This is a genomic window from Nitrospira sp. Ecomares 2.1 (assembly GCF_965152585.1).
Window position 1 is genome coordinate 3060628 of sequence record NZ_OZ224219.1, and the last position, 21418, is coordinate 3082045.

General features: G+C 51.8%; 26 protein-coding genes. 16 read left to right on the forward strand and 10 right to left on the reverse strand.

The window, feature by feature from the left end:
- Positions 1-100: 100 nt before the first annotated feature.
- Positions 101-535, forward strand: coding sequence for a thiol-disulfide oxidoreductase DCC family protein (locus ACWHYD_RS13425; protein WP_447962533.1), 435 nt, complete (start codon positions 101-103; stop codon positions 533-535).
- Between the two features lie 26 nt (positions 536-561).
- On the opposite strand, the gene ACWHYD_RS13430 is transcribed toward ACWHYD_RS13425, so the two are convergent.
- Complete coding sequence (locus ACWHYD_RS13430; RefSeq protein ID WP_447962534.1) at positions 562-1425, reverse strand: metallophosphoesterase family protein; 864 nt, start codon at positions 1423-1425, stop codon at positions 562-564.
- Positions 1426-1650: 225 nt separating this feature from the next.
- On the opposite strand from ACWHYD_RS13430, the gene msrA reads away from it, so the two are divergent.
- Positions 1651-2217: a peptide-methionine (S)-S-oxide reductase MsrA gene (gene msrA, locus ACWHYD_RS13435; protein WP_447962535.1), complete on the forward strand. Its 567-nt coding sequence runs from the start codon at positions 1651-1653 to the stop codon at positions 2215-2217.
- Positions 2218-2252: 35 nt separating this feature from the next.
- Here the strand turns inward: msrA and ACWHYD_RS13440 are convergent, their stop codons facing one another.
- Positions 2253-2693, reverse strand: coding sequence for a hypothetical protein (locus ACWHYD_RS13440; RefSeq protein WP_447962536.1), 441 nt, complete (start codon positions 2691-2693; stop codon positions 2253-2255).
- Between the two features lie 134 nt (positions 2694-2827).
- On the opposite strand from ACWHYD_RS13440, the gene ACWHYD_RS13445 reads away from it, so the two are divergent.
- Positions 2828-3145 (forward strand): hypothetical protein, encoded by a 318-nt coding sequence (locus ACWHYD_RS13445; protein WP_447962537.1) that lies wholly within the window; start codon positions 2828-2830, stop codon positions 3143-3145.
- 22 nt (positions 3146-3167) lie between these two features.
- On the opposite strand, the gene ACWHYD_RS13450 is transcribed toward ACWHYD_RS13445, so the two are convergent.
- The 3 genes from ACWHYD_RS13450 to ACWHYD_RS13460 all read right to left on the reverse strand — a co-directional run bounded on the left by ACWHYD_RS13450 (position 3168) and on the right by ACWHYD_RS13460 (position 5411).
- On the reverse strand, positions 3168-3701 hold the full coding sequence (locus ACWHYD_RS13450) for a CDP-archaeol synthase (RefSeq protein ID WP_447962538.1): 534 nt from the start codon (positions 3699-3701) through the stop codon (positions 3168-3170).
- Positions 3702-3757: 56 nt separating this feature from the next.
- Complete coding sequence (gene ttcA / locus ACWHYD_RS13455) at positions 3758-4579, reverse strand: tRNA 2-thiocytidine(32) synthetase TtcA (protein WP_447962539.1); 822 nt, start codon at positions 4577-4579, stop codon at positions 3758-3760.
- 241 nt (positions 4580-4820) lie between these two features.
- Positions 4821-5411 (reverse strand): hypothetical protein, encoded by a 591-nt coding sequence (locus tag ACWHYD_RS13460; protein ID WP_447962540.1) that lies wholly within the window; start codon positions 5409-5411, stop codon positions 4821-4823.
- 323 nt (positions 5412-5734) lie between these two features.
- Between ACWHYD_RS13460 and ACWHYD_RS13465 the strand changes: the two genes are divergently transcribed.
- Positions 5735-5926, forward strand: a complete 192-nt coding sequence (locus tag ACWHYD_RS13465) for a YgaP family membrane protein (protein ID WP_447962541.1) — start codon at positions 5735-5737, stop codon at positions 5924-5926.
- Positions 5927-6072: 146 nt separating this feature from the next.
- On the opposite strand, the gene ACWHYD_RS13470 is transcribed toward ACWHYD_RS13465, so the two are convergent.
- The 4 genes from ACWHYD_RS13470 to ACWHYD_RS13485 are packed head-to-tail and all read right to left on the reverse strand — an operon-like array spanning position 6073 to position 12751.
- The gene (locus ACWHYD_RS13470; RefSeq protein WP_447962542.1) at positions 6073-7890 is read right to left on the reverse strand and encodes an OPT family oligopeptide transporter; all 1818 of its coding nucleotides are present in this window, start codon (positions 7888-7890) and stop codon (positions 6073-6075) included.
- Between the two features lie 57 nt (positions 7891-7947).
- Positions 7948-9180: an osmoprotectant NAGGN system M42 family peptidase gene (locus tag ACWHYD_RS13475; RefSeq protein ID WP_447962543.1), complete on the reverse strand. Its 1233-nt coding sequence runs from the start codon at positions 9178-9180 to the stop codon at positions 7948-7950.
- A gap of 24 nt (positions 9181-9204) precedes the next feature.
- Positions 9205-10941 carry an N-acetylglutaminylglutamine synthetase gene (gene ngg / locus ACWHYD_RS13480; protein ID WP_447962544.1) on the reverse strand — a complete coding sequence of 579 codons (1737 nt, stop codon included), beginning with the start codon at positions 10939-10941 and terminating at the stop codon, positions 9205-9207.
- Between the two features lie 37 nt (positions 10942-10978).
- Positions 10979-12751 carry an N-acetylglutaminylglutamine amidotransferase gene (locus tag ACWHYD_RS13485; RefSeq protein ID WP_447962545.1) on the reverse strand — a complete coding sequence of 591 codons (1773 nt, stop codon included), beginning with the start codon at positions 12749-12751 and terminating at the stop codon, positions 10979-10981.
- 347 nt (positions 12752-13098) lie between these two features.
- Here ACWHYD_RS13485 and ACWHYD_RS13490 point away from each other — a divergent pair, with 347 nt between their 5' ends.
- The 4 genes from ACWHYD_RS13490 (at position 13099) to ACWHYD_RS13505 (ending at position 16411) form a co-directional block, all read left to right on the forward strand.
- Positions 13099-13851 (forward strand): MBL fold metallo-hydrolase, encoded by a 753-nt coding sequence (locus ACWHYD_RS13490; RefSeq protein ID WP_447962546.1) that lies wholly within the window; start codon positions 13099-13101, stop codon positions 13849-13851.
- 223 nt (positions 13852-14074) lie between these two features.
- Positions 14075-14479 (forward strand): RidA family protein, encoded by a 405-nt coding sequence (locus ACWHYD_RS13495; RefSeq protein ID WP_447962547.1) that lies wholly within the window; start codon positions 14075-14077, stop codon positions 14477-14479.
- A gap of 112 nt (positions 14480-14591) precedes the next feature.
- A complete protein-coding gene (locus ACWHYD_RS13500) occupies positions 14592-15041 on the forward strand; it encodes an OsmC family protein (RefSeq protein WP_447962548.1) in 450 nt (149 codons plus the stop codon).
- Between the two features lie 110 nt (positions 15042-15151).
- On the forward strand, positions 15152-16411 hold the full coding sequence (locus ACWHYD_RS13505; RefSeq protein WP_447962549.1) for an RNA polymerase sigma factor: 1260 nt from the start codon (positions 15152-15154) through the stop codon (positions 16409-16411).
- Positions 16412-16503: 92 nt separating this feature from the next.
- Here ACWHYD_RS13505 and ACWHYD_RS13510 read toward each other — a convergent pair whose 3' ends face one another.
- Positions 16504-16638, reverse strand: a complete 135-nt coding sequence (locus ACWHYD_RS13510) for a hypothetical protein (protein WP_447962550.1) — start codon at positions 16636-16638, stop codon at positions 16504-16506.
- On the opposite strand from ACWHYD_RS13510, the gene ACWHYD_RS13515 reads away from it, so the two are divergent.
- From ACWHYD_RS13515 to ACWHYD_RS13550, 8 genes are all read left to right on the forward strand, one after another.
- Complete coding sequence (locus ACWHYD_RS13515; RefSeq protein WP_447962551.1) at positions 16637-17023, forward strand: YciI family protein; 387 nt, start codon at positions 16637-16639, stop codon at positions 17021-17023. The genes ACWHYD_RS13510 and ACWHYD_RS13515 overlap by 2 nt on opposite strands.
- Before the next feature lie 77 nt (positions 17024-17100).
- Entirely contained in the window at positions 17101-17472 is a 372-nt protein-coding gene (locus tag ACWHYD_RS13520) for a YciI family protein (protein ID WP_447962552.1), read from the forward strand.
- A 200-nt stretch (positions 17473-17672) separates the two neighbouring features.
- Positions 17673-18098: a YciI family protein gene (locus ACWHYD_RS13525; protein ID WP_447962553.1), complete on the forward strand. Its 426-nt coding sequence runs from the start codon at positions 17673-17675 to the stop codon at positions 18096-18098.
- A 60-nt stretch (positions 18099-18158) separates the two neighbouring features.
- Positions 18159-18749 (forward strand): DUF1579 domain-containing protein, encoded by a 591-nt coding sequence (locus ACWHYD_RS13530; RefSeq protein ID WP_447962554.1) that lies wholly within the window; start codon positions 18159-18161, stop codon positions 18747-18749.
- A gap of 110 nt (positions 18750-18859) precedes the next feature.
- A complete protein-coding gene (locus ACWHYD_RS13535) occupies positions 18860-19216 on the forward strand; it encodes a YciI family protein (protein WP_447962555.1) in 357 nt (118 codons plus the stop codon).
- A gap of 89 nt (positions 19217-19305) precedes the next feature.
- On the forward strand, positions 19306-19788 hold the full coding sequence (locus ACWHYD_RS13540; RefSeq protein WP_447965877.1) for a VOC family protein: 483 nt from the start codon (positions 19306-19308) through the stop codon (positions 19786-19788).
- A gap of 114 nt (positions 19789-19902) precedes the next feature.
- Positions 19903-21081, forward strand: a complete 1179-nt coding sequence (locus ACWHYD_RS13545; RefSeq protein WP_447962556.1) for a WD40/YVTN/BNR-like repeat-containing protein — start codon at positions 19903-19905, stop codon at positions 21079-21081.
- Positions 21078-21380, forward strand: a complete 303-nt coding sequence (locus ACWHYD_RS13550) for a MoaD/ThiS family protein (protein ID WP_447962557.1) — start codon at positions 21078-21080, stop codon at positions 21378-21380. The genes ACWHYD_RS13545 and ACWHYD_RS13550 overlap by 4 nt, the downstream gene beginning before the upstream one ends.
- Positions 21381-21418: the final 38 nt, after the last annotated feature.

Here is a 21418-nt window from a genome sequence, read left to right on the forward strand (position 1 = left end):
AAAACCCGTATGGCTCTCATGTATTATAATGGAAGGGAAGTTATTGATTGCCGAACGACCAAAACAGATAAAAGATCGATCAGAGAAAAGGGCATGTTACGTGAAACAGGGATCTTCCTTACCGATTCATGACTGGGGCAAACACGAGAAGGTGATTGTCTTTGATGGGGTCTGTAATTTTTGCAATGCGTTTGTCAATTTTGTCCTCGAGCGGGATTCCCGAGGATTATTTAAATTCGGAACGCTTCAATCCCAACCGGCTCAGGACATTCTCACTCACCTGCATCTTTCCACCCAGGATTATGAAACCTTTTTACTGCTGGAACACGGGAAGGTCTTCACAAAATCCACTGCAGCTCTCAAAATTCTTCGCTGCCTACCTGGGGCTTGGCCTTGGCTGTATGGCTTCATCATCATCCCCCGGCCACTTCGCGATATGGTATACAGTTTCATCGCCCGGCACCGCTATCAATGGATGGGAAAATCCGACTCGTGCCGCGTACCTACTCCAAACGAACGGACCAGATTTATTTAAAGGGACCTGATGGCCTTCCGGCGGCATCAGGTTCTACCGATGCCGCCTCCTTCACCTTCACCGCCTCCTACCAACATTGATTGGGAAAACAGTTTCTCAAGGTCGAAGCTCTCTTGAATACACGGAGCACCATATTCGGCAGATCCCGTAAGAACCCGCAGATTTGGTCGCAGATGAACAGTCCCCGCATGATGGGTATGGCCACACAAAACAGTGATTTGACAATCCGGTCGTTCTCGCGACACATTCAGCAACACCTCGCCAACTGCCTGGCAGGCAAAATATGGTAGCCAATCATCGTTCCCCATTTTTCCCTGATACCAGCAGGCTTCTTTAAATGGTGGGACATGCGTCAGGCAAATGACGCGCTGATATAATGACAAGGCCTCATCCAATCGATCCCGCAAATAGCAAGCCGCCTCATCGCCCAACGCATGGAGTTTGCGTAATACCCCCTCCCGACCTAAATCCTGAAAATCCGAGATCAACTCCTGATCACTCAGCCTGACCGGGGAAAGATGATAGTTTCCATAGCGCCCGTCTCCCCATCCGTCATGCCCGACCAACGCCGTCGTCGGAGTCAATTCGACCAACCCCGATGTCGAAAGATAGATGAGTCCTGGCTGGCTCTGACACCAGCATTTCAAATCATTTCGAATTTGGGAAATCGAACCATAGTAAAAATCATGATTCCCCAGGACGAAATACATCGGCACGTGAATGGCTCGACGCATTTCATGTATCAGATGGGTCAACGATGGAGCCTCAGCAATGTCTCCCGTCACAAACACGACGTCCGGCTGTTGAGCACGAATGGATAAAAAAAATGCGTCCCGTCCCTCGACACCCAGAAAATTCAAGTGGATATCCGTGGCCCACACAACCCGCATATGACTTGCTCCTCTCCTCACCACTCAACAGACTAAAAGAAAATCGTCCAAGCCTATAAAGGGGCCGAACAAAAAGTAAAGCGAAGAATTTCAGGGAAAAATTTCACTCTTGCCTATTCACCAGTCCAACCAGCAGTGGCCCAAGAAACCAGGTCGTGATATAAACCTGAAACCATCCACTTCAATCGCACAACTTTAGCCTTTTTCATGAGCAAGGAGTAACGCATGTCTGACTCGGCCATAGCCTCATCAACAGGAAAAGAACTCGCCACATTGGGTGGCGGCTGCTTCTGGTGCCTCGAAGCCGTATTCGATCAAGTGAAGGGTGTCGAGTCCGTTGAATCCGGCTATATGGGCGGTAGTCGCCCCAATCCAACTTATGAAGCCGTCTGCGGCGGAAACACGGGACATGCCGAGGTGATACAAGTTACCTTTAATCCCGGCATCATCACCTATCGAGAACTCCTGGAAATCTTTTTTGGCATCCATGACCCCACCACCCTCAACCGACAAGGGAATGATGCGGGCACTCAATATCGCTCCGCCATTTTCACCCATTCCTCAGCACAAGAGGCGACCGCACACGAGGTCATTCGCACGCTGACGGAAGCCAGGTTGTTCGACGATCCCATTGTAACCCAGGTGGAACCCGCGTCATCCTTTTACATGGCCGAAGCCTACCACCAGGAATATTTTGTGCAGAACCCGTCACAACCTTACTGCGCCTATCTCATTAATCCCAAAGTGGCGAAGTTCCGGCAACGCTTTTCAGATAAGCTCAAACCCTCTTGAGCGCCTGGAGAGAAACGACGGTGTGGGCGTCCTGCTCAGCGACCAGAGAAGAAATGCGAAAGTGAGTCTCGGAGGCCACCCCACAGATCTGGCCGTAAGGTCACCTGATGGGCATACACGACAATTGGCCTTCCCGGAAAGCAAAAAGGTCGTCCGACCTTTTCCGTGACAACCGGTTCCGCAATCATCGAGCCTCCTGAGGGTATGCCCATTTTCTGGACCACTAACTGCACGCGAGGCTCGAGGACACACGTCTCGGGATTTGGTCCAATCGCATCACCATCGGAAGTCATCAGCCGTACACGATGACGATCCGTGACAAAAACCACGTCCCCGACTTTGGCAGGCCCATCCGGCCCCATAGAGAAAAGAATTACCGGTACCATGAGGACAGCAAAAACCGCCAAACCGATCGACATAAGGGGGGCCCGGGAATTGGTCGAAGATTCTTCTTCCGATGAGGGATCCACATTCATCAGGACTCCACCATTTCACTGTGTTGGAGTTGTTGGCAAAATCCAGAGCGAAAACATTCTAACCGTATTCTCTCCCAAAAGGCCCGAGCAGGAGTTATGATGGGCTGGTGTGAGAACTTCGAGGAGGCTGTCCGATGACCTTTGAGGAATTACGAACCCGTTGGCCCTGGCGACCCATTCGAAATTGTCCGGGACGGCTTGTTCTCCCCAGGTTGGAGCCTCCCGTATCCTTCGAAATGCTACTCGGCATGCCATGTTCCCCTCAAGCCTTTTCCAGCCACCAGACCAAAGATCGAGTACTCGTCTGGCCGCTACAAGATGGTGGCCTTATTACCTACGAACAGCCGGATGGGCGCTCAATCCATACCCTCAACACGCCGGCCGGGTTTACCCGGAAAATTGACCAATTGGGGATTACCCTCCCCAAGACCAAAAATCTCTCCAAGGAATAAACTCGGCAACGGGAACACAAATTTAATGCGGATTTTTACGAATCCGGAATCTGTATAAAATCGGAGAAATAAACAATTCGAACACCATAAACGCACCTGCGGTGGCCATTATGCCAATAGGCGATAACGATAGGGGTCCCCATAGCCCTAACAGGGGAAATAGGCTCTCCGGAATTTGGTCTAAGCCCAAGGCCATCCCGCCTGAGGCATAGCCCAATCGTCGCTTGATAAAGCTGGAGAAGCAATCGCCGGTCATCGCTAACCCCCCCGTCAGGAGGCCTATCTCCCATGGCATAGCCAGCACATCCGCCGCCAGAACCGTACCCACCAAAGAGAAAGCCACACCTCGATAGGTTTTCGAGGGTCCCAACAACGGCTGCCCATCGAAGAAGGTCGCTCCCCCATCAAGAGGAGCAATCCAACGCCCTTTCATAAGCAGCCGACCGAAAATCGGGGCGGCATTGGCCGCCATAATTAACAAAAAAGCCTGGAGATAGACCATAATGATGCCCGGCAAAAACCGCACACCCAGGAGAAGCGAGGAAAGACACACCATGGAACAGGAACTGGCAGGTCGGTCATCATTCGCACGGGAACCACCGTCAGGCCCATCTACGGTTCGGGCTCGCGAAAAGCCTCGAAATCAAATAATCGACGATCGAGGAGATGACTGGGTATGACCTTGGACAAGGCCGCAAACACACTGTCACCCGAGCCGGGATACCGGGTATCCCATTCTTGAAGCAGGGCCTTCACTTCTTTGCGTTTCAAATTTTCCTGTGAACCGCATAGATCGCAGGGAATAATGGGAAAGTTTCTCATTTCCGCATAACGGGCCAGCTCGGATTCCTTCACATATGCCAATGGGCGGATCACCACTTGTTGTCCGTCATCAGATTTCAGTTTCGGCGGCATGCTTTTGAGGGTTCCGTTGAATAACATGTTCAACAACAAGGTCTCCATCATATCGTTGCGATGATGGCCAAGAGCAATCTTGGTCGCCCCCAACCGTTCCGCCAATCCATACAGGATGCCACGACGCAACCGTGAACAAAGCGAGCAGGTCGTCTCGCCTTCTGGAATCAACCGTTTCACTACCGAATAGGTATCGCGTTCTTCAATATGAAACGGCACACCAAGCCTCGTGAGATAATCCGGAAGCACATCTTCAGGAAATCCCGGTTGTTTCTGATCCAAATTCACCGCAATCAGTTCATAGGACACCGGTGCACGAGACTGCATGGACATCAACACGTCCAACATCGCATAACTATCCTTCCCACCGGAAAGACACACCATGACCTTATCGCCTCCTTCAATCATGTTGAAATCGGCAACGGCCTGCCCTACCATTCGGCACAAACGGGTATGAAGCTTCTCGCTGGATCCGGTCAGATGGGACAAGGGTTGAATGGGTTGAATATCCTGCAACATAGCTTCGTCTCTACCCCTCCTTTCGGAAAAGATTTTTTCGTTTTAATTCACAGGGATGTACAACACCCCCCTGCAATCGGCACGATTTCGCATTCTACCCTCCGAAACCGTAAAAGAGATAGACAGTCAGAGGGGGACCAACCCAACGGAATGGCGGGAAAGAACAGATGAAGACAGTGTCATGCACCAGATTGGGGGCAAGACAGGGAAGTGGGACAGGCTGAAGAGGGACCAGAAATCGTCAGATCTTTCGTTTTGTTTTTCCCATCTTGGACGAGTGACCTGTTCCCCAAGCGGCAGTATCGACCAACGATAAGACTTGAGAGGCTAAACTGGCTTCACGACCATAAAAGCCCTTGGTATGAAAAGAGTCTTTCAGGCCTAAACAATCATAATCCAAATGATGACAAAGCTCATGAAGCAAGGTGCGCAGAAACGTGCGAAAAGCGACGACTTGATGCCGTTTGGCCGTGCGCATCCATACTTGGATTCTCGGAATCCGCCGTCCTTCCATGGGGTAATACAAACCATACAGTTCCATCCGGGGATTGGAAGGTCGGATATCCAACAATTCAAACCGAATGGGCCGAATATGAAGTTGGCTCGTTAATCTATTCAGAAGGCGTTGAGTCCATTTTTGGGTCCGCAAATGACTCTCGGCCTGTAAAGCCTCAAATATTTTTCGCACGACAGGCCGAACGACAGAAACATTGGGCAACTGAAAATCCGAGACCTTGTCGCTTGCCCGATAGATCCGCTTCGCCTTGGCGTTAAGCTGGTGGTAATAGCCGAATGGCATGTCTTGGTCTCCATTCTGTTTAATGAATTTCATCGAGCACCCCAAGAGTAGCACCCCTTGATCCTGGCAGAAAAGACGGGAGATATACTGAGGTAAAACATTAAATTATGCTTTATTTTCAATGTATTGCCCAGTAATTGATCAATTTAAAAACAAGCAAAATAAGGTAGATTTAAATACGTATTTTTCAAAAAAGTACCTGGAGTTAGACTTCTCTCCTATGTTCTTACATTCCAAGAAACATACATACAAAAAATGGGCAGTTTGGTAGCCACGGGAAAACAGGAAAAATCCTGTGTGGCAAGAAGGAATCCAGGGAGAGAATGAATGAACATCAACAAACAGGAGGAGTGAAGATGAAGCGAAAACGCCAACTCCATGACGGAATCGCCGGTGCGCTCATTACTGCAGGCGTCGCACTGGGGTACTACGTAAATCCTTTGTGGTTGTTAGTTCCGGGAATCCTTGGAGTCACACTGCTGCAAAGCGGGTTCACCGGATTTTGCCCAGTCTATTTCATTCTCGACAGAACCTGTCCCGAGGAATAGAAGCAGGTCAGATATCGGCGAAGGATGGTCAGATATGACGAGTCTTGGTTTTTAGAGGAAAAGGGGAAACCGGCTTGGAATTTATGAAACCACAGCAAGGTGGCAACGACCTTCAAAAACCTCTGTGGCCATTTTTTTGAATCAGTTCAAAACAATATTTTAACAAGAACACTCGCCACACCTGCGAGGCTTTCACCAGCGACAAGCCCGGCGGCCAGCGCCATTAAAAATCGTTCCGCCCAGGTTTTCGCATACCTCATCAAAAAGGTTCCAAGAAGAGCACCGAGAAAAAGGGACAAAGAATTCCAGGCCGGGATGACAAACGCCAGTCCCATCGTCGAGGCGCTGGGGATCCATCGGCTGATGAATCGTGGGAGAGCCTGGTCGAGAAGAACCATCCCCACGCCTAGCAGACCTGCAATGCCCATGGCCAACAGACTTCCCTGAGGAATAGCCTCACTACCGAGTTGAAAGACCTCCGCGACAGCCTTCCATGTGGCAACAGCAGGAGCCGGCCATTCAATGGTTAACAGCATGGATTGAGGATCAGGAATGAGCACCAGATACACCGCACTACCCACCAGAGAGCCGGTTAACACTCCAAAAATTTGCGCCAGGGCTTGAAATCGCGGCGACGCACCGAGGAGGAGACCGGTCTTTAAATCATGAAGGAGATCCGCGCACTGGCCAGCCGCTCCACCTGTGACATTGGCTGCCATCAAATTGGTCGTGACATTGCCAGGAATGAGGAAACCAAACGTGAGCTGTGTGACTTTCCCCATGGCACCGATTGGCGTAATCCCGGTTTCCCCTGAAACTCGTCCCGCCACAATGGCCAAGACAAAAGAGAGTAGGACCGCAAGGATCGCAATACCTATCGAAATATTGAATAACGTGATCTGAGTCAACACCCCAAACACCAAAGAGACACACAGTCCGATCACAAACCATTGACGTGGAATGACATGGGGATCATTCGGGGTTACAAGTGATGCCGGAGCTTTTCGAGAAAGTATGCCGCCCGTCAGCCCTGACCCCCAAGAGCAGGCAAAAGACGTGAGTGAGGCCATGACCATCAAGGTAACCCCCGGCCAAAGCAACCATTCCACCATGGGTCCGAACCAATAGCCGTCGGGCGCCAGACTTTCCGCAGGAATCCAGCCCTGCGTTAAGACCCAAGGGCCAATGATGCCCCAGGCGAGGATCGCTCCAAGGAGTAGAGAGAGTCCGGCGCGAAGCCCGATAATGGCTCCAAAGCCCACCATCAGGAGCGAGGGATCGAGAACGAACCCAAGATTGGAAAGGGACACAGTGGATAACCCCGCCTTGTTGAGCGCTCCCTTAAGTGGAATGGCCAGGCCCGTGGCCATCTTGGGAATGGTCAGAATAGCTTCGTTGAAAATTTTTATGATCCCGGCGATCCCCCCAGCCGTGAGGAGAACTTTCACGCGAGCCAGGGCTTCCCCCCCTTTTCCATAGATTTCCCTGACGGTTTCCGCTGTGGCAACACCGGCGGGAAACGGCAATCGGTCACGAATAAGCATCTGTTGCCGGAGACCGACCGCGACCACAATGCCAACCAGACTGACGGAAAAGACCCATACAGAGAGGAGAGACCACGGTAATTGCTCCCCCGTCAGCATGGCCAAGGCGGGAATCGGGGCCACCAGCCCTGACGAGATAATGGATGCAGCCGAAGAGGCCGTGGTTTGATTGATATTATTTTCGAGCAAACCCCAGCGCTCGGTTTGGGCGGTGGTTTCGAATATTTTCCAAAACGCATAACTGAGCAAGGCTGCGGTGATGGACATATTAAATGTCCACCCAATCTTCAGTCCGCTATAGATATTGCAGGGGGTGAGGAGTACTCCTAAGACCATTCCCGTGGCAATAGCACGAATCGTCAACTGTGGATGGGTCGTGTCGGGTGGGGGAAAAGTAGGTGTGGGTAAAAGAGAGGGCATTAAGCTGACAGAGTAATGAGGAGTCAACCCGCAAGGGGGAATGTGTTCATCACCCCATCATCGGTCTTCAGTCCCTGAACGCAATGAGTCATGTTGGTGTTCGCCATGGCGTCGAACCATGTCCTCAAGAGTTTGAGGAAAAGAATGTTCTTCAATCGGTTGAGTGGGAAAATCATTATCGGACCCTAACGAATCGCGATCTCGCCAAAACACCGGTTCATTTTTCATATACACGACGAGTAACTTCGCAATAGCCTCAAGCCCACTCAGATGAGTTCGCTCATAGCCGTGGGAGGAATCGACCCCGAACGTAAGGAGGGCGGTCCGAATGTCATTTCCGGCCTCTACGGCCGACGCACTGTCACTTCTGTAGTCACAAAAGATGTCTCGTTGAAACGGAATGTCATGTTCGACACATAAGGCGATGAGCCGCCTGACCAGGTGATAATCAAAAGGCCCGGCTGAATCAGCCATGGCAATCGTCGCGCCGAATTCGCTTGAGGCTTGAAAGGGCGCGGGGGTGCCATTATCAATCGTGATCATTTCTGCCACATCACCATGTAAGATCGCTGATGCCCCGGATCCGACCTCTTCGGAAATCGTAAACAGTAAATGGCAATCCACAGGGAGCGTGACCCCGCTTTCAAGGATGGATTTGGCAGCCGCCAAGATGGTGGCCACTCCGGCTTTATCATCCAAATGCCGCGAGTTGATAAAACCATTGGGACTGGTTTCAGGTGAGGGATCAATGGCAATAAAATCACCAATATGAATCCCGAGTCGTCGGAGATCCTCTTCGTTTGATAAGTGTTGGATATGTCCATTGGCGTCCGTAACCGTTTCATCAAGTCGAATTTCCAGATTCTTCCAGGACACCGGTTGGGTATCGATTTCATCACCATAGGTGTGCCCTGATGCTTTCAGAGGCAGGATGGTGCCACGATGCTTCTTTGTATCGGAAAAGACGGTCACGCGCGCACCCTCGGCAAACCGACTGGACCAGGTTCCGATCGGCACAATGGCCAGCCGGCCGTTGTTTTTGAGCCATTTAACCAAAGCCCCCAGGGTATCCAGATGAGCCACAATGGCTCGATCAGGTGTACTGACCTGTCCCGCCATTGTGGCTCGAATCGCTCCGCGCCGGGTGAGTTCGAAGGGAATCCCTAATTGCTTCAGTTCACCCGATACCGCATGGACAATTTGATCCGTATAGCCAGTCGGGCTCGGAATCACCAACAATTTTTGGAGAATATGCAGGAGATACTGAGTGTCAATTTTCGATTCGATCATACAATCCCCCATCACCCCAAAGGACTACCGCAATTTTGTGGGTGTCTTCGTTTGAGGAAACAACAGGTCGATAAATCGTTCTGCCGTCGGTTGCGGTTCATGATTGGCGAGACCGGGTCGCTCGTTTGCTTCAATAATGACATACTCAGGCTTGGAAACCGAGGCGACAATAAAATCAAATCCTACCACCGGGATAGCCAGCGCTTTGGCACCAACCACCGCCGCAGTGGCTAAATCAGGATGAAGCTTTCCTGTCACGTCATGAATGGTTCCTCCGGTATGGAGATTGGCCGTCTTACGCACCGTGAGGGTTTTGCCTTTTGGCAAAACCTCTGTAAGGGTAAAACCGCCCTCCTTCACACACCTCCTGGTTTCTCCGTCCAGAGGAATTCGACTCTCTCCGCCGGTCAATCGGGCCCGTCGCTGACTCTGCCGGTCAATCAATTCGGCAATCGAATGATGACCTGTCCCCGTGATTCGTGGTGGCCGTCGAACGGCAGCAGCAACCACTTCATAGTTGATCAACACAATGCGTAAATCCTCGCCTTTCACATATTGTTCCAGAATGACGGGATCACCACATTTACCGGCAAGGGTGATTGCGGACTCCATTTCCTTGACCCTCCGCACATCCACACTCACCCCGGCTCCCTGTTCCCCCATCGCCGGCTTGACAACAATCGATTGATACTGTTCAAGAAATTTGCCGTTGTGCTTCCGCCCATTGGCCTCCATCTGAGCTGGAACGGATAGACCGGCTTCCCGCAGCACCCGCCGCGTGAGGGTCTTATCCGCACAACGGCTCATCGCTATCGCCGTGGTCAATTCGGACAACGATTCCCGACAGGTAATGGACCGGCCCCCAAACGTCAAGCGGAAGTAGCTATTCTCGGCATCCAGGACATCGACGTCGATGCTTCGGCGCCTGGCTTCATTTACAATAATGGTGGCATAGGGGTTGAGTCGTTGATCCGGTGAGGGACCTGCAAACAATTTTTCATTTATGGTATTTCGCGTTTTCACCGCAAATACAGGAATTCGTCCAAAGCCCAGTTTCCGGTAGAGCGCAATGGCCTCATGGTTGTCATGCAGCACTGAGAGATCCACATAGTTGCACCCCCGGGCCTTCATCCGTTCGGCCGCATGACGAATCAACGCTTCCCCCACTCCGGGATGGTGGGCTTGAGGGTCAACAGCCAGACTCCAGATGCTACTGCCTTTTTCGGGGTCGGCAAAAATCAGGCGATGATTCACAGCTAGGATAACGCCAATCACTTCATTCGTGGCCTGGTCTTTAGCGAGAAAATAGCAGAGCTTTTGGGAGCGGCGATGCCTCATAAGGATATCGGTGTCGGCCGTAACCATGCCCCGTGCCGCATAGATCCGATTCAACGCCCTGACATCGGCCTCCGACTGGATGGGAGTGATCACCATGCCTGATTTCTGATGTGCGACCGATTGATAATCAGCCAACCACAATCGAAACGTATGCGAAGGATCCAGAAACAGCTTATGCGGGCGCAGGGCCAGAACCACATGAGGATCCCGTAGATAAAAGGCAATATCCCTGTGGCCGGGACGTTCCTGCATCAGCGTGGAAGCCACCTCTTCGGGGCCTGTAAAGGTGTGGGCAAAAATGAGCCGCCCCCACCCGCAATCCAGGACCACTTTTGGTTTCACTCGCCGTCCCTGGTAGGTCGCCGGTCCAACTTCCCAGTTTTTGACCGTCGGCCCGATCGGTCGCTGACGAGGGCTCGTCATGTGAAGAGCCTGCGGGTTCTTCACAACATTGGGATCCTTAAATGCCATGGGACTGAAGCCACAGTTCCAATAATCCAAGCTGCCAGAGCTTTGACCCACGTAATGGTGTGAGATGATCATCCGGATTTTTTAACAATTCATCGATATAGTCCCGCTGAATAATCTCGCGTTTCTGACTGGTCTCTGACACAAGCGCGTCTTTCACCATATCCAAATAAGGGCCACGAAGATATTTCAAGGCGGGAACGGGGAAATACCCCTTGGGACGATCAATGACCTCGGAAGGGATCACCCGACGAGCGACTTCCTTCAGAATGCCTTTTCCCCCTTGCGCAATTTTCATTTCTGCCGGCACGCGTGCGGCCAGTTCGACGACTTCATGATCTAAAAACGGCACTCGCGCCTCCAAACTCCATGCCATCGTCATGTTGTCGACGCGCTTGACCGGATCGTCGACTAGCATAATGGTCGTATCAAGCCGGAGAGCCTTATCAATCGGTCGGGACGCTCCCGGTTGGGAAAAATGCTTCTCCACAAAACGCTGACTGTGATCGTCTTCGTGAAACCGTGGATGAATGACTCGACGAAATTCTTTCTGGTCACGATCAAAAAACACCTGGCGATAGTCATCAACGGGATGTTGACTGTTCAAGAGGGGGGGATACCAGTGATATCCTGCGAAAATTTCGTCGGCGCCCTGCCCACTTTGCACCACGGTGACATGCTTGGACACTTCTTTAGAAAGCAAATAAAACCCGATGGCATCGTGACTGACCATTGGCTCGGACATAGCATGAATGCAACCTGGCAAGTTGGGCAGAACGTGGGTCGTATCAACCGGAAGTTTGTGGTGCCGGGTCGAAAATTCGTTGGCAATGATATCAGAGTAGGAGAATTCGTCCCCCTTTTCCTCTGCCACCGTTTCAAACCCAATGGAAAACGTATTCAGGCCTGTCGCGCCTTCAGCCGCTAACAGGCCCACGATAAGGCTCGAGTCCAACCCACCGGACAGAAGGACCCCCACGGGCACATCCGCAATAAGCCGTCGGCGGACAGCCGACCGTAAAACCTCATAAAGCCGGTCCTGCCAGTCTCGTTCTTTTAAGATCCTCTCATCTTCACGCGGCTCGAAGGAGAGTTGCCAATAGTGATGTTGGCGTCGTGCTCCTGTTGGCTCAATGACCATCATGGTGCCGGGCGCTAATTTTCGAATGCTTTTTAGCAAGGTGTGTGGTGCAGGCACCACGGCGTGAAACATGAAATAGTGATGAAGAGCCACGGGATCCATCTCCGTGGAAACGTTTCCCCTCGCTAAGAGAGCCGGCAAGGTCGATGCGAATCGAAACCGCTGAGACGTTTCAGTATAATAGAGCGGTTTAATCCCCAAACGATCACGCGCCAGCACAACCCGCTCTGAATCTCTTTCCCAAATGGCAAACGCGAACATGCCGTTCAAGCGGTGAATAAAGTCTTCTCCCCACGCATGGTAGGCCTTGAGAATGACTTCGGTGTCTCCATGCGAAAAGAAGGTATAGCCTTTTGACTCCAGCTCTTTTCTTAATTCCTTGTAGTTGTAAATCGCACCATTGAAGACAATACCAAGTCCCAATTTTGAATCCACCATGGGTTGTTGGGAAGCCTGGGTCAAATCAATCACCTTGAGCCGTCGGTGCCCGAACCCTAACCGCCCTTGAACGTACAGCCCGACGCCATCAGGACCACGGCTGGTCATAGTGGCATTCATAGCCATCAACTCCTCGGGATCGACGGGGTCATCTGAAAAATTGATCTGGCCTAGGATTCCGCACATATGTTCATCTTCCTTTGATTATCCGAAAATTCCCTTGCCGTATATGTGATCGTTGATGATTCCATAAAAACCCAAGCATCCGGAGCTTATCCCCTCCGAAGGGCATGCCCTCATCAAGGATTGTTCTTTTAGGAAATAACCCATTGTAAACGGGAATTGATGTCTAGCGGACGGGGAAATTTACCCTAATAATTATTCTCGACTTTGTCAAACGAATCTGATGGAAAGGCTCTCATCAAATGATAGAAAGTCCACTGTGCGAAGGTGCCTTCGGCATGATATTTTTACTCATTTAAAGAGGCACCGCTGGGGGACGTTTTCAACACCCTGCTGGAACAGGAGTTACAATGAAAAATATAACCAGAGTGACAGAGATTGCTCCCGACCACTATTCAATTTCTATCTATGTTCCCGAATTCAATCTGCGGTTTAACCACTTTCTGATCAAGGACGAGGAGCCGCTGCTGTTTCACACCGGGATGAAGCGGATGTTTCCGATGATACAGGAGGCAGTCGCACGCGTCATTGATCCGACCACGCTACGATGGATTTCATTCAGTCATTTCGAGGCGGATGAATGTGGGGCGCTCAACGAATGGCTGGCCATCGCTACACAGGCGGAACCGGTGTGCGGCCTGGTCGGGGCACTCGTCAGTGTGAACGACTTTTCTCATCGTCAGGCCCGCATGCTCACGCATGACGAAATTCTTGAAACCGGAAAATATCGACTGCGGTTCCGCCAGACTCCGCATGTCCCGCATAATTGGGAAGCAGGCCTTTTATTCGAGGAGGTCACCCGTACCTTACTGTGCTCGGACCTGTTCTCTCATGAGGGAGATGTGGAGGCGGTGACCGAATCGGATATAGTCGAACCTGCCAAACGGGCGTTGATCGAAGGGCAGAACAGCGCGTTTGCCAATGCCTACCCCTACACTCCCTTGACTGAGCCAATACTGCATGGCCTGGCAGATCTCCAGCCAAAACAGTTGGCGCTCATGCATGGGTCCGTTTTCGTGGGAGATGGAAAACAAGCGCTTCACGACCTGGCGTCCGTCATGCGCGAAATGCTGGGGAAGAGCGCAGAAAGTTTCCCTCAATAAACACCTACAGACGTCTCTACCGTCAAGTGTCGAAGGGTAGCCATGTTGAATTTAAGACACGGGTCTTGGCCAAAGCCGTGATTCAATTGGACTCTCCGATACCAACAGGAATTAATGTCATCCGAATGGATATACTGAACAATCTTCATGTGTCATAAAGGAGCAAATGGTAGGCCAAGTCGTTTTTTGAGATCTGTTTTTCCATTAAAAAGGAGAGGGTCCTATGAACATCACACAAATCCGGATCGACCCCGATCCCTACGAACCCTATCGTCTTTCACAGGGTTATCGGGTCGGGGATCTGCTCTTTATCTCAGGCCAGACTGCCATCGATTCGAGCGGTCAGATTGTCGGCGTAGGCAACTTTGATGTCCAGGGAAAACAGACATTTGATAATCTTGAGCGGGTACTCCGTGCGGGAGGGTCGAGCTTACGGAACGTCATCAAAGTGACGATCTTCCTGACCGACATGACCCATTTCGATAAAATCGTGGAACTCCGCGGTCAACGGTTTACGCCTCCCTATCCCGCAGACACCATCGTGGAAGTCCGCTCCCTTTACTCCCCCGACGCGATGATTGAGATTGAAGCCATTGCCGTTGCCGATTCTGCGGCCGAGCGGAAATAATAGTCCTTCGGGTAAAATAATCTGAGATGGCATATTTTGAGAATAATGCCGCCAGTGGCAATCGTCTGGAAGTCTGTTGGCAAAATCTCACTTTCCCGAAAGGGGTTGAACGATGTCTGCGCATAAGGTCACGGTAGAATGGAAGAGCGCATCGGAAGACTTTTCCTACGAGTCTTATAATCGAGACCATGTCTTGGTATTTGAAGGTGGTGTTCGAGTTCCTGCCTCGGCTGTTCCTGCCTATGGCGGGAATCCCGCTCATGTGAATCCTGAGGAAGCCTTCGTGGCGGCCTTGTCGAGCTGTCATATGCTCACTTTCCTGGCGATGGCAGCCAAGAAACGGTTCGTTGTCGATTGCTATATTGATCATGCCGTTGGATTTTTGGAAAAAAATCAGGACAAAAAGCTTGCCATTACACGTGCCATTTTACGTCCTCAAGTGATGTTCGGTGGACCGACTCTTCCGACTCGTGAACAGATACACGCCCTCCATGAGCGAGCCCATAGCGAATGTTTCATTGCCAATTCAGTGACGACAGAGGTCACGGTTGAAGCAGAATAACCGGCAACTCCCTCTCTTATCCCCCACCAGCAGAGGCGAACGCTCGCCGGCACACCCGTCGCTTACCACAGTGGTTTTTCCGTTCCTCTCAATGCGAGGCCTTATCGATCATGAGTGAAAGATCCACCAAACAGGTGCGGGAGGTGGTGGAGGAAGTGTACCGCACTGAATCGCGCCGGGTTCTTGCCACATTGATCCGTTTGCTCGGCGATTTTGATGCGGCTGAAGAAGCGTTGCACGAAGCATTTGCGGTGGCGGTTGACCAATGGACCCGGGATGGTGTTCCCGCCAATCCACGAGCCTGGCTTGTGTCGACCGGTCGTTTCAAAGCGATCGATGGGATTCGGCGACGGACCAGGTTTGACGCCTCGCTTGCGGAATTCGCCACGCAGTTGGAAGCCGGCATTCATGCCGCTCAAGAGAATACGGATGAAAGCATCGACGACGACCGGTTACGTTTGATCTTTACCTGCTGCCATCCGGCTCTCTCATCGGAAGCTCAAGTGGCGATGACTCTCCGGGAAGTTTGTGGCCTGACGACGGAAGAAATCGCGAAAGCTTTTCTCACATCCCCGCCCACGGTGGCTCAGCGGATCGTTCGCGCTAAAGCCAAAATTCGCAAGGCACGCATACCCTATGAGGTACCTTCGGAGACCGCTTTGCCGGACCGTCTGGATGCGGTGCTGCGGGTGATCTACCTCGTATTTAGCGAAGGATACTCTGCCTCTTCAGGGGAATCTCTCACCCGTCATGACCTCTCGGCTGAAGCTATTCGACTGGGACGTTTACTGTTGGAATTATTGCCGGACGCGGAAGCGATGGGACTCTTGGCGTTAATGCTGCTTCATGACTCACGCCGCGCCGCACGCATCTCCCGAACGGGAGACCTGATTCTGCTTGAGGACCAGGATCGTTCGTTGTGGAACCGGGATCAGATCACGGAAGGGGCAACCCTGGTAGGACAGGCCTTTGCTTCAGGCCAGATCGGCCCTTATACCATCCAAGCCGCGATTTCCGGGGTGCATTCCCAGGCCGCACACCCCAAGGCCACGGACTGGCCTCAAATCGTGGCACTCTACGACCTGTTGATGCAGGCGTCCCCTTCACCTGTGGTAGAACTGAATCGCGCCGTCGCGGTGGCCATGCGTGACAGTCCACTGGCGGGTCTTACCCTCATCGACGCGATCCTGACGCGAGGGGACCTTCATAACTATTACTTAGCACATTCGGCGAGAGCGGAACTCTGCCGGCGATTGGGCCGAACTGCGGAAGCCAAGTCGGCCTATGAACGGGCTCTCTGTCTCACTCAGCAGAAACCGGAAAAGCGATTTCTTGAACAACGGCTGGCCCTGTTACAAGATGGTAATTAATCCCCCTCCCCTTCCGTATCAATAGTGACGACCAGAAACTTTTCTGAATTTAAATGACCAGAGCATCGTCACCCACAACATCTTGTTGCGAATTATTTGAAGCTCCCTATTCCTAGAATACCGGCTTCACAGATAGAACCTATAAGACCCCATTGTCGAATTTGATCCTCCTGAACGACTAACTGACAACAATACCAATTCACCACCATTCGGAGGTCAGAAATCATGAAATATCTTCTCTTTTGTTGCCACGAGGAAAAGAAGCTGGACAGCATGTCCAAAAGTGAGGGCGATGCTCTCATGAACGAAACTTTGGCCTACTGCGAGAAACTTCGAAAGAGCGGCCAACTCCTTTTGGCAAATCCCCTTGAACCGGTCGGGATGGCCATGACCGTGCGGGTCCGCAACGGCGGAATGTCCCTCACCGATGGCCCCTTCGCCGAAACGAAGGAGCAGATTGGCGGGTTTTTCCTGATCGAGGCCAGGGACATCAATCAGGCTGTTCAGATCGCCTCCAAGTTTCCATCAGTGAGGCTTGGGAGTATGGAGGTTCGGCCGGTGAGGGACCTGCCCAGGCAAGGGATGGAAGCGGAATCTTGTCAGAAGGAGTAGATTTTTATGAGGAACAATGAGATCGGGGAAAATCCATATGATCATTCCTGGCATAACCACCTGATAGAGGCATTCACATGAAATACCTGTTGTTGGTTCACCATGACGAAGACGCATTCAGGGCAATGAGGGAGACCATCCGTAAGGAGATGCTTGAGGAATCCGTGCAACTCACTCATCAGCTCCACAACAAGGGGCAGTATCTGAGTGCGTCGCCGCTTCATCCGGCATCGACGGCTGTCCTCGTTCGTGTGCGCGAAGGCAAGCCATTGGTGACTGACGGTCCTTTCGTGGAAACACGCGAGCAACTGGCGGGATACTTTTTGATCAATGCCAAGGATTTTGACGAGGCGATCGGTATCGCATTGCGGGTTCCAGGAGCACGCATTGGCACCGTCGAGGTGCGTCCGTTGATTGAGGTCTCCGGTCTTCCCACTGAGGAATGTTGATGATTATGAAAGGAACCAGTTCAATCCTGTCCAAGCTGCCTTGTGGCTCTATGATCAGAAACACATGGTTACAGAGCGGCAACTACAGGAGGTTTTTTTGAAATGTCGATTTTACCAGCCCCCGTTCGACAAACAAGGAGAATCCGGATAAGGCTATTTTAGAATCCAGTTTAATGTACTAAAGCCAAGGAGACTGAGTGATGCGATTCATGATTATTGTCAAAGCCACCAAAGAGTCTGAAGCCGGTGTGATGCCTAGCGGGCAACTTCTTACTGAGATGGGAAAATTCAACGAGGAACTGGTAAATGCCGGCGTCATGCTGGCGGGAGATGGGCTCCATCCGAGTTCAAAAGGCGCGCGCGTGCAATTTTCAGGAAATAAGCGAACAGTTATCGACGGACCCTTTGCCGAGACCAAGGAACTGATCGCCGGCTATTGGGTCTGGCAGGTGAATTCGAAAGAAGAGGCAATCGAATGGGTCAAGCGTTGTCCGAATCCTGCAGGTGATGACAAAGAAGGCGAGATTGAGATTCGCCAACTCTTCGAGGCGGAGGACTTCGGACCGGAGTTCACGCCAGAGCTGAGGGAGCAAGAGGAGCACCTTCGCAAAAAATTGTCTTCATAAAAGTACAACATGACCTACTTACTTCAATAGTTTTCATTATCTAATCACAAGGAGGCGTCTATGCGTTTGACAACCATCACATTCACCTGTCTCTGTATGGTTCTGACGGCAATTCCAGGGTTCGCCACAGACAAAGAAAAGCAGATGGACCCACAAGCCATGATGGAGATGTACAAGAAGCTGGCTGCTCCAGGGGAACCGCACAAATTGTTTGCCAGCCTTGCCGGGAGCTGGACGACCAAATCCAAAGAATGGATGGAACCAGGCAAGCCTCCCACAGAATCGACCGGCACCGCAGAAATGAAAATGTTGCTGGACGGACGCTATCTCTACCAAGCTTACACTGGTCAAATGATGGGACAACCATTCTCCGGGATTGGAATCGACGCCTACGACAACATCACCAAGAAATATGTCACGGCCTGGATGGATACGATGGGGACGGGGATTTTCATCATGGAAGGGACGGCGAGCGACGATGGCAAGACCATTACGCTGAATGGATCGCATCCTGAGCCGGGCGGAGGGCAAATGACGCATCGGGCGGTCTGGAAGATCGTCGATAACAATACCACAACGTTTGATATGTATGGGACTCATCACGGCGGCAAGGAAATGAAGATCATGGAGATCACCTATACCAGGCAGTAGCGGGACGCAAAACCCTATCGTTGCTATTTGTCGCAGGGGTCGCCCTTTTAACCAGAAAGGGTTGCGGCATTCGAGTATTGGCGTTCATTCTTTCGAATGGAGGAATTCATATGAAATACATGCTGTTGATTTACGGAACTGATCAGGCATGGGACGAGGCCGGACGTGAAAAGTGTTACAAAGAATCCACGGAGCTTGCACACCGACTCAAAGCTGAAGGAAATTATCTGGCGGCCGCTCCTCTGCATCCTGTCACTATGGCGACCAGCATCCGTATACGAGATGGCAAACGGCTCATCACCGATGGTCCGTTTGCTGAAACACGAGAACAACTGGGCGGTTACTTTCTTATCGAAGCCAAGGATCTGGATGAGGCAATGAACATCGCCGCACAAATCCCGGGGGCCCGGGTGGGCACGGTCGAAATCCGACCGGTTTTAGAGATTGGAGGTTTGCCAACGGAATAGGGACCTGCCGCTAAGAGTACAATGGCAGCCGGCAGGTCGCGAGGTTGACAAACAGATCATATTAACGCTCAGCAAAGGCGCAAAACATGATGCAGAAAATTAGCCCGTGTTTGTGGTTCGATAATCAGGCTGAAGAGGCGGTGAATTTTTATGCGTCGATTTTCAAGAATACCAAGATAGGAAATATCACCCGTTATGGAGAGGAAGGCGCAAAGGTTTCCGGTAGACCCAAGGGATCAGTGATGACCGTCACATTCCAGCTCCACGGGCAAGAATTTATGGCCTTAAATGGAGGACCGCATTTCACATTTACGGAAGCCGTATCGTTTATCATGAATTGTCAGACACAAGAAGAGATTGACGAGCTATGGGAAAAGCTCTCCGAAGATGGTGAAAAAGGGCAGTGCGGTTGGCTGAAAGACAAGTATGGTCTGTCATGGCAAATTGTTCCCACTGTACTGAGCGAAATAATGCAAAGTCACGATCATGAAAAAACAAATAGAGTCATGAGTGCCCTCCTTCAAATGAAGAAACTTGACATCAAACGCCTACAGGAGGCTTACGAACAATAGGTCACGCCGCCTCGATCACAACGGCCAACACGATTGATAGAGGGACGGAATAGGCTCTCACTGGTAGTGAAACTTTATATGATGATCGCCATAATTTTCAGAAAGGAGTGAGGTATGAGTGGGGTACGAGTGCTTGTTGGAACACGCAAAGGTGCGTTTGTGCTGACATCGGACGGCAAACGCAAGCAGTGGGACGTCAACGGTCCATTTTTTGGTGGATGGGAATTGTTTCACATAAAGGGATCTCCCGCCGATCCGAATCGGTTGTATGCCTCGCAATCTAGTAGCTGGTTCGGGCAGATCATCCAGCGATCCGATGATGGCGGCAAGACGTGGGAAATTCCCGGCGGAGAGAAGCTCCCTGAACCATACGATCCGCCTGGCGGCATGAGCAACAATTTTATTTATGATAGTTCAACGAAAACGGGACAACCTCTCACCACCCATCAGTGGTACGATGGCACGCAGCGTCCCTGGGAGTTCAAGCGTGTCTGGCATCTGGAGCCATCGCTGACCGATCCGGACACGATATACGCAGGGGTTGAGGATGCGGCCATTTTCCGTTCCACCGACGGCGGACAGACATGGCAGGAGCTTCCCGGCCTGCGCAGCGCGAAAGGGCACCTTTGGCAACCTGGCGCCGGGGGAATGTGCCTGCATACTATTCTTCTGGATCCCGGCAATCCGGAAAGGATATTCGTCGCCATTTCGGCAGCCGGCACATTTCGAACCGAGGACGGAGGCAAGACATGGCAGCCGGTCAACCGCGGACTGAAATCGCCCTATGAACTTCCCGACCCCACTGCCGAAGTCGGCCACTGTGTGCACTGTATCGCCAAACACCCGTCGCGCCCGAATGTGCTCTTCATGCAAAAGCACTGGGATGTGATGCGTAGCGATGACGCAGGCGAGTCGTGGCATGAAATCAGTGGAGACTTGCCCTCCGATTTCGGATTCCCCATTGCCGTGCATGCCCATGAGCCGGAAACCATCTACGTGGTACCGATCAAGAGCGACTCCGAACATTATCCGCCGGAGGGGAAACTGCGCGTCTACCGCAGTCGAACGGGCGGGAACGAATGGGAAGGGCTGACAAAAGGATTGCCGCAACAGGACTGCTACGTCAATATCTTGCGAGATGCCATGGCCGTCGACTCGCTCGAACCCTGCGGGATCTATGTCGGCACCACCGGCGGACAGGTGTATGCTTCGGCTGATTCAGGAGACAGCTGGATGCCCATCGTCCGCGATCTTCCACCCGTATTATCGGTCGAAGTCCAGGCGTTACCGTGAACACAATTCGAGTTATCCTTCCAGCCCATTTGCGAACACTTGCACGTATCGACGGTGAGGTGAACCTGGAATTGGGGGGTCAGGTCACGCAACACTCCGTCCTCAACGCACTCGAAACCCGTTACCCGATGTTGCGGGGGACAATTCGTGACCAGGTGACACAACAGCGCCGACCGTTTATCAGGTTCTTTGCCTGCGGGCAGGATCTGTCCCATGAACCACCGGACGCCCCGTTACCTGACGCGATCACAAACGGAGAAGAGCCCTTTCTGATTGTCGGGGCCATGGCCGGCGGCTAAGCACCGGCAAGGGTATTCCTTGTCACGACCACCAAATT

What these genes read in the sequence shown, in the direction of transcription:
- ACWHYD_RS13440 (WP_447962536.1), bottom strand. Translation starts at nt 2,693, where the DNA reads ATGAATGTGGATCCCTCATCGGAAGAAGAATCTTCGACCAATTCCCGG.
- ACWHYD_RS13515 (WP_447962551.1), top strand. Translation starts at nt 16,637, where the DNA reads ATGAAATATCTTCTCTTTTGTTGCCACGAGGAAAAGAAGCTGGACAGC.
- ACWHYD_RS13485 (WP_447962545.1), bottom strand. Translation starts at nt 12,751, where the DNA reads ATGTGCGGAATCCTAGGCCAGATCAATTTTTCAGATGACCCCGTCGAT.
- ACWHYD_RS13430 (WP_447962534.1), bottom strand. Translation starts at nt 1,425, where the DNA reads ATGCGGGTTGTGTGGGCCACGGATATCCACTTGAATTTTCTGGGTGTC.
- ACWHYD_RS13450 (WP_447962538.1), bottom strand. Translation starts at nt 3,701, where the DNA reads ATGGTGTGTCTTTCCTCGCTTCTCCTGGGTGTGCGGTTTTTGCCGGGC.
- ACWHYD_RS13505 (WP_447962549.1), top strand. Translation starts at nt 15,152, where the DNA reads ATGAGTGAAAGATCCACCAAACAGGTGCGGGAGGTGGTGGAGGAAGTG.
- ngg (WP_447962544.1), bottom strand. Translation starts at nt 10,941, where the DNA reads ATGACGAGCCCTCGTCAGCGACCGATCGGGCCGACGGTCAAAAACTGG.
- ACWHYD_RS13530 (WP_447962554.1), top strand. Translation starts at nt 18,159, where the DNA reads ATGCGTTTGACAACCATCACATTCACCTGTCTCTGTATGGTTCTGACG.
- ttcA (WP_447962539.1), bottom strand. Translation starts at nt 4,579, where the DNA reads ATGTTGCAGGATATTCAACCCATTCAACCCTTGTCCCATCTGACCGGA.
- ACWHYD_RS13510 (WP_447962550.1), bottom strand. Translation starts at nt 16,638, where the DNA reads ATGATTTCTGACCTCCGAATGGTGGTGAATTGGTATTGTTGTCAGTTA.
- ACWHYD_RS13445 (WP_447962537.1), top strand. Translation starts at nt 2,828, where the DNA reads ATGACCTTTGAGGAATTACGAACCCGTTGGCCCTGGCGACCCATTCGA.
- ACWHYD_RS13535 (WP_447962555.1), top strand. Translation starts at nt 18,860, where the DNA reads ATGAAATACATGCTGTTGATTTACGGAACTGATCAGGCATGGGACGAG.
- ACWHYD_RS13495 (WP_447962547.1), top strand. Translation starts at nt 14,075, where the DNA reads ATGAACATCACACAAATCCGGATCGACCCCGATCCCTACGAACCCTAT.
- ACWHYD_RS13520 (WP_447962552.1), top strand. Translation starts at nt 17,101, where the DNA reads ATGAAATACCTGTTGTTGGTTCACCATGACGAAGACGCATTCAGGGCA.
- ACWHYD_RS13475 (WP_447962543.1), bottom strand. Translation starts at nt 9,180, where the DNA reads ATGATCGAATCGAAAATTGACACTCAGTATCTCCTGCATATTCTCCAA.
- ACWHYD_RS13470 (WP_447962542.1), bottom strand. Translation starts at nt 7,890, where the DNA reads ATGCCCTCTCTTTTACCCACACCTACTTTTCCCCCACCCGACACGACC.
- ACWHYD_RS13465 (WP_447962541.1), top strand. Translation starts at nt 5,735, where the DNA reads ATGAAGCGAAAACGCCAACTCCATGACGGAATCGCCGGTGCGCTCATT.
- ACWHYD_RS13545 (WP_447962556.1), top strand. Translation starts at nt 19,903, where the DNA reads ATGAGTGGGGTACGAGTGCTTGTTGGAACACGCAAAGGTGCGTTTGTG.
- msrA (WP_447962535.1), top strand. Translation starts at nt 1,651, where the DNA reads ATGTCTGACTCGGCCATAGCCTCATCAACAGGAAAAGAACTCGCCACA.
- ACWHYD_RS13500 (WP_447962548.1), top strand. Translation starts at nt 14,592, where the DNA reads ATGTCTGCGCATAAGGTCACGGTAGAATGGAAGAGCGCATCGGAAGAC.
- ACWHYD_RS13460 (WP_447962540.1), bottom strand. Translation starts at nt 5,411, where the DNA reads ATGAAATTCATTAAACAGAATGGAGACCAAGACATGCCATTCGGCTAT.
- ACWHYD_RS13540 (WP_447965877.1), top strand. Translation starts at nt 19,306, where the DNA reads ATGCAGAAAATTAGCCCGTGTTTGTGGTTCGATAATCAGGCTGAAGAG.
- ACWHYD_RS13490 (WP_447962546.1), top strand. Translation starts at nt 13,099, where the DNA reads ATGAAAAATATAACCAGAGTGACAGAGATTGCTCCCGACCACTATTCA.
- ACWHYD_RS13525 (WP_447962553.1), top strand. Translation starts at nt 17,673, where the DNA reads ATGCGATTCATGATTATTGTCAAAGCCACCAAAGAGTCTGAAGCCGGT.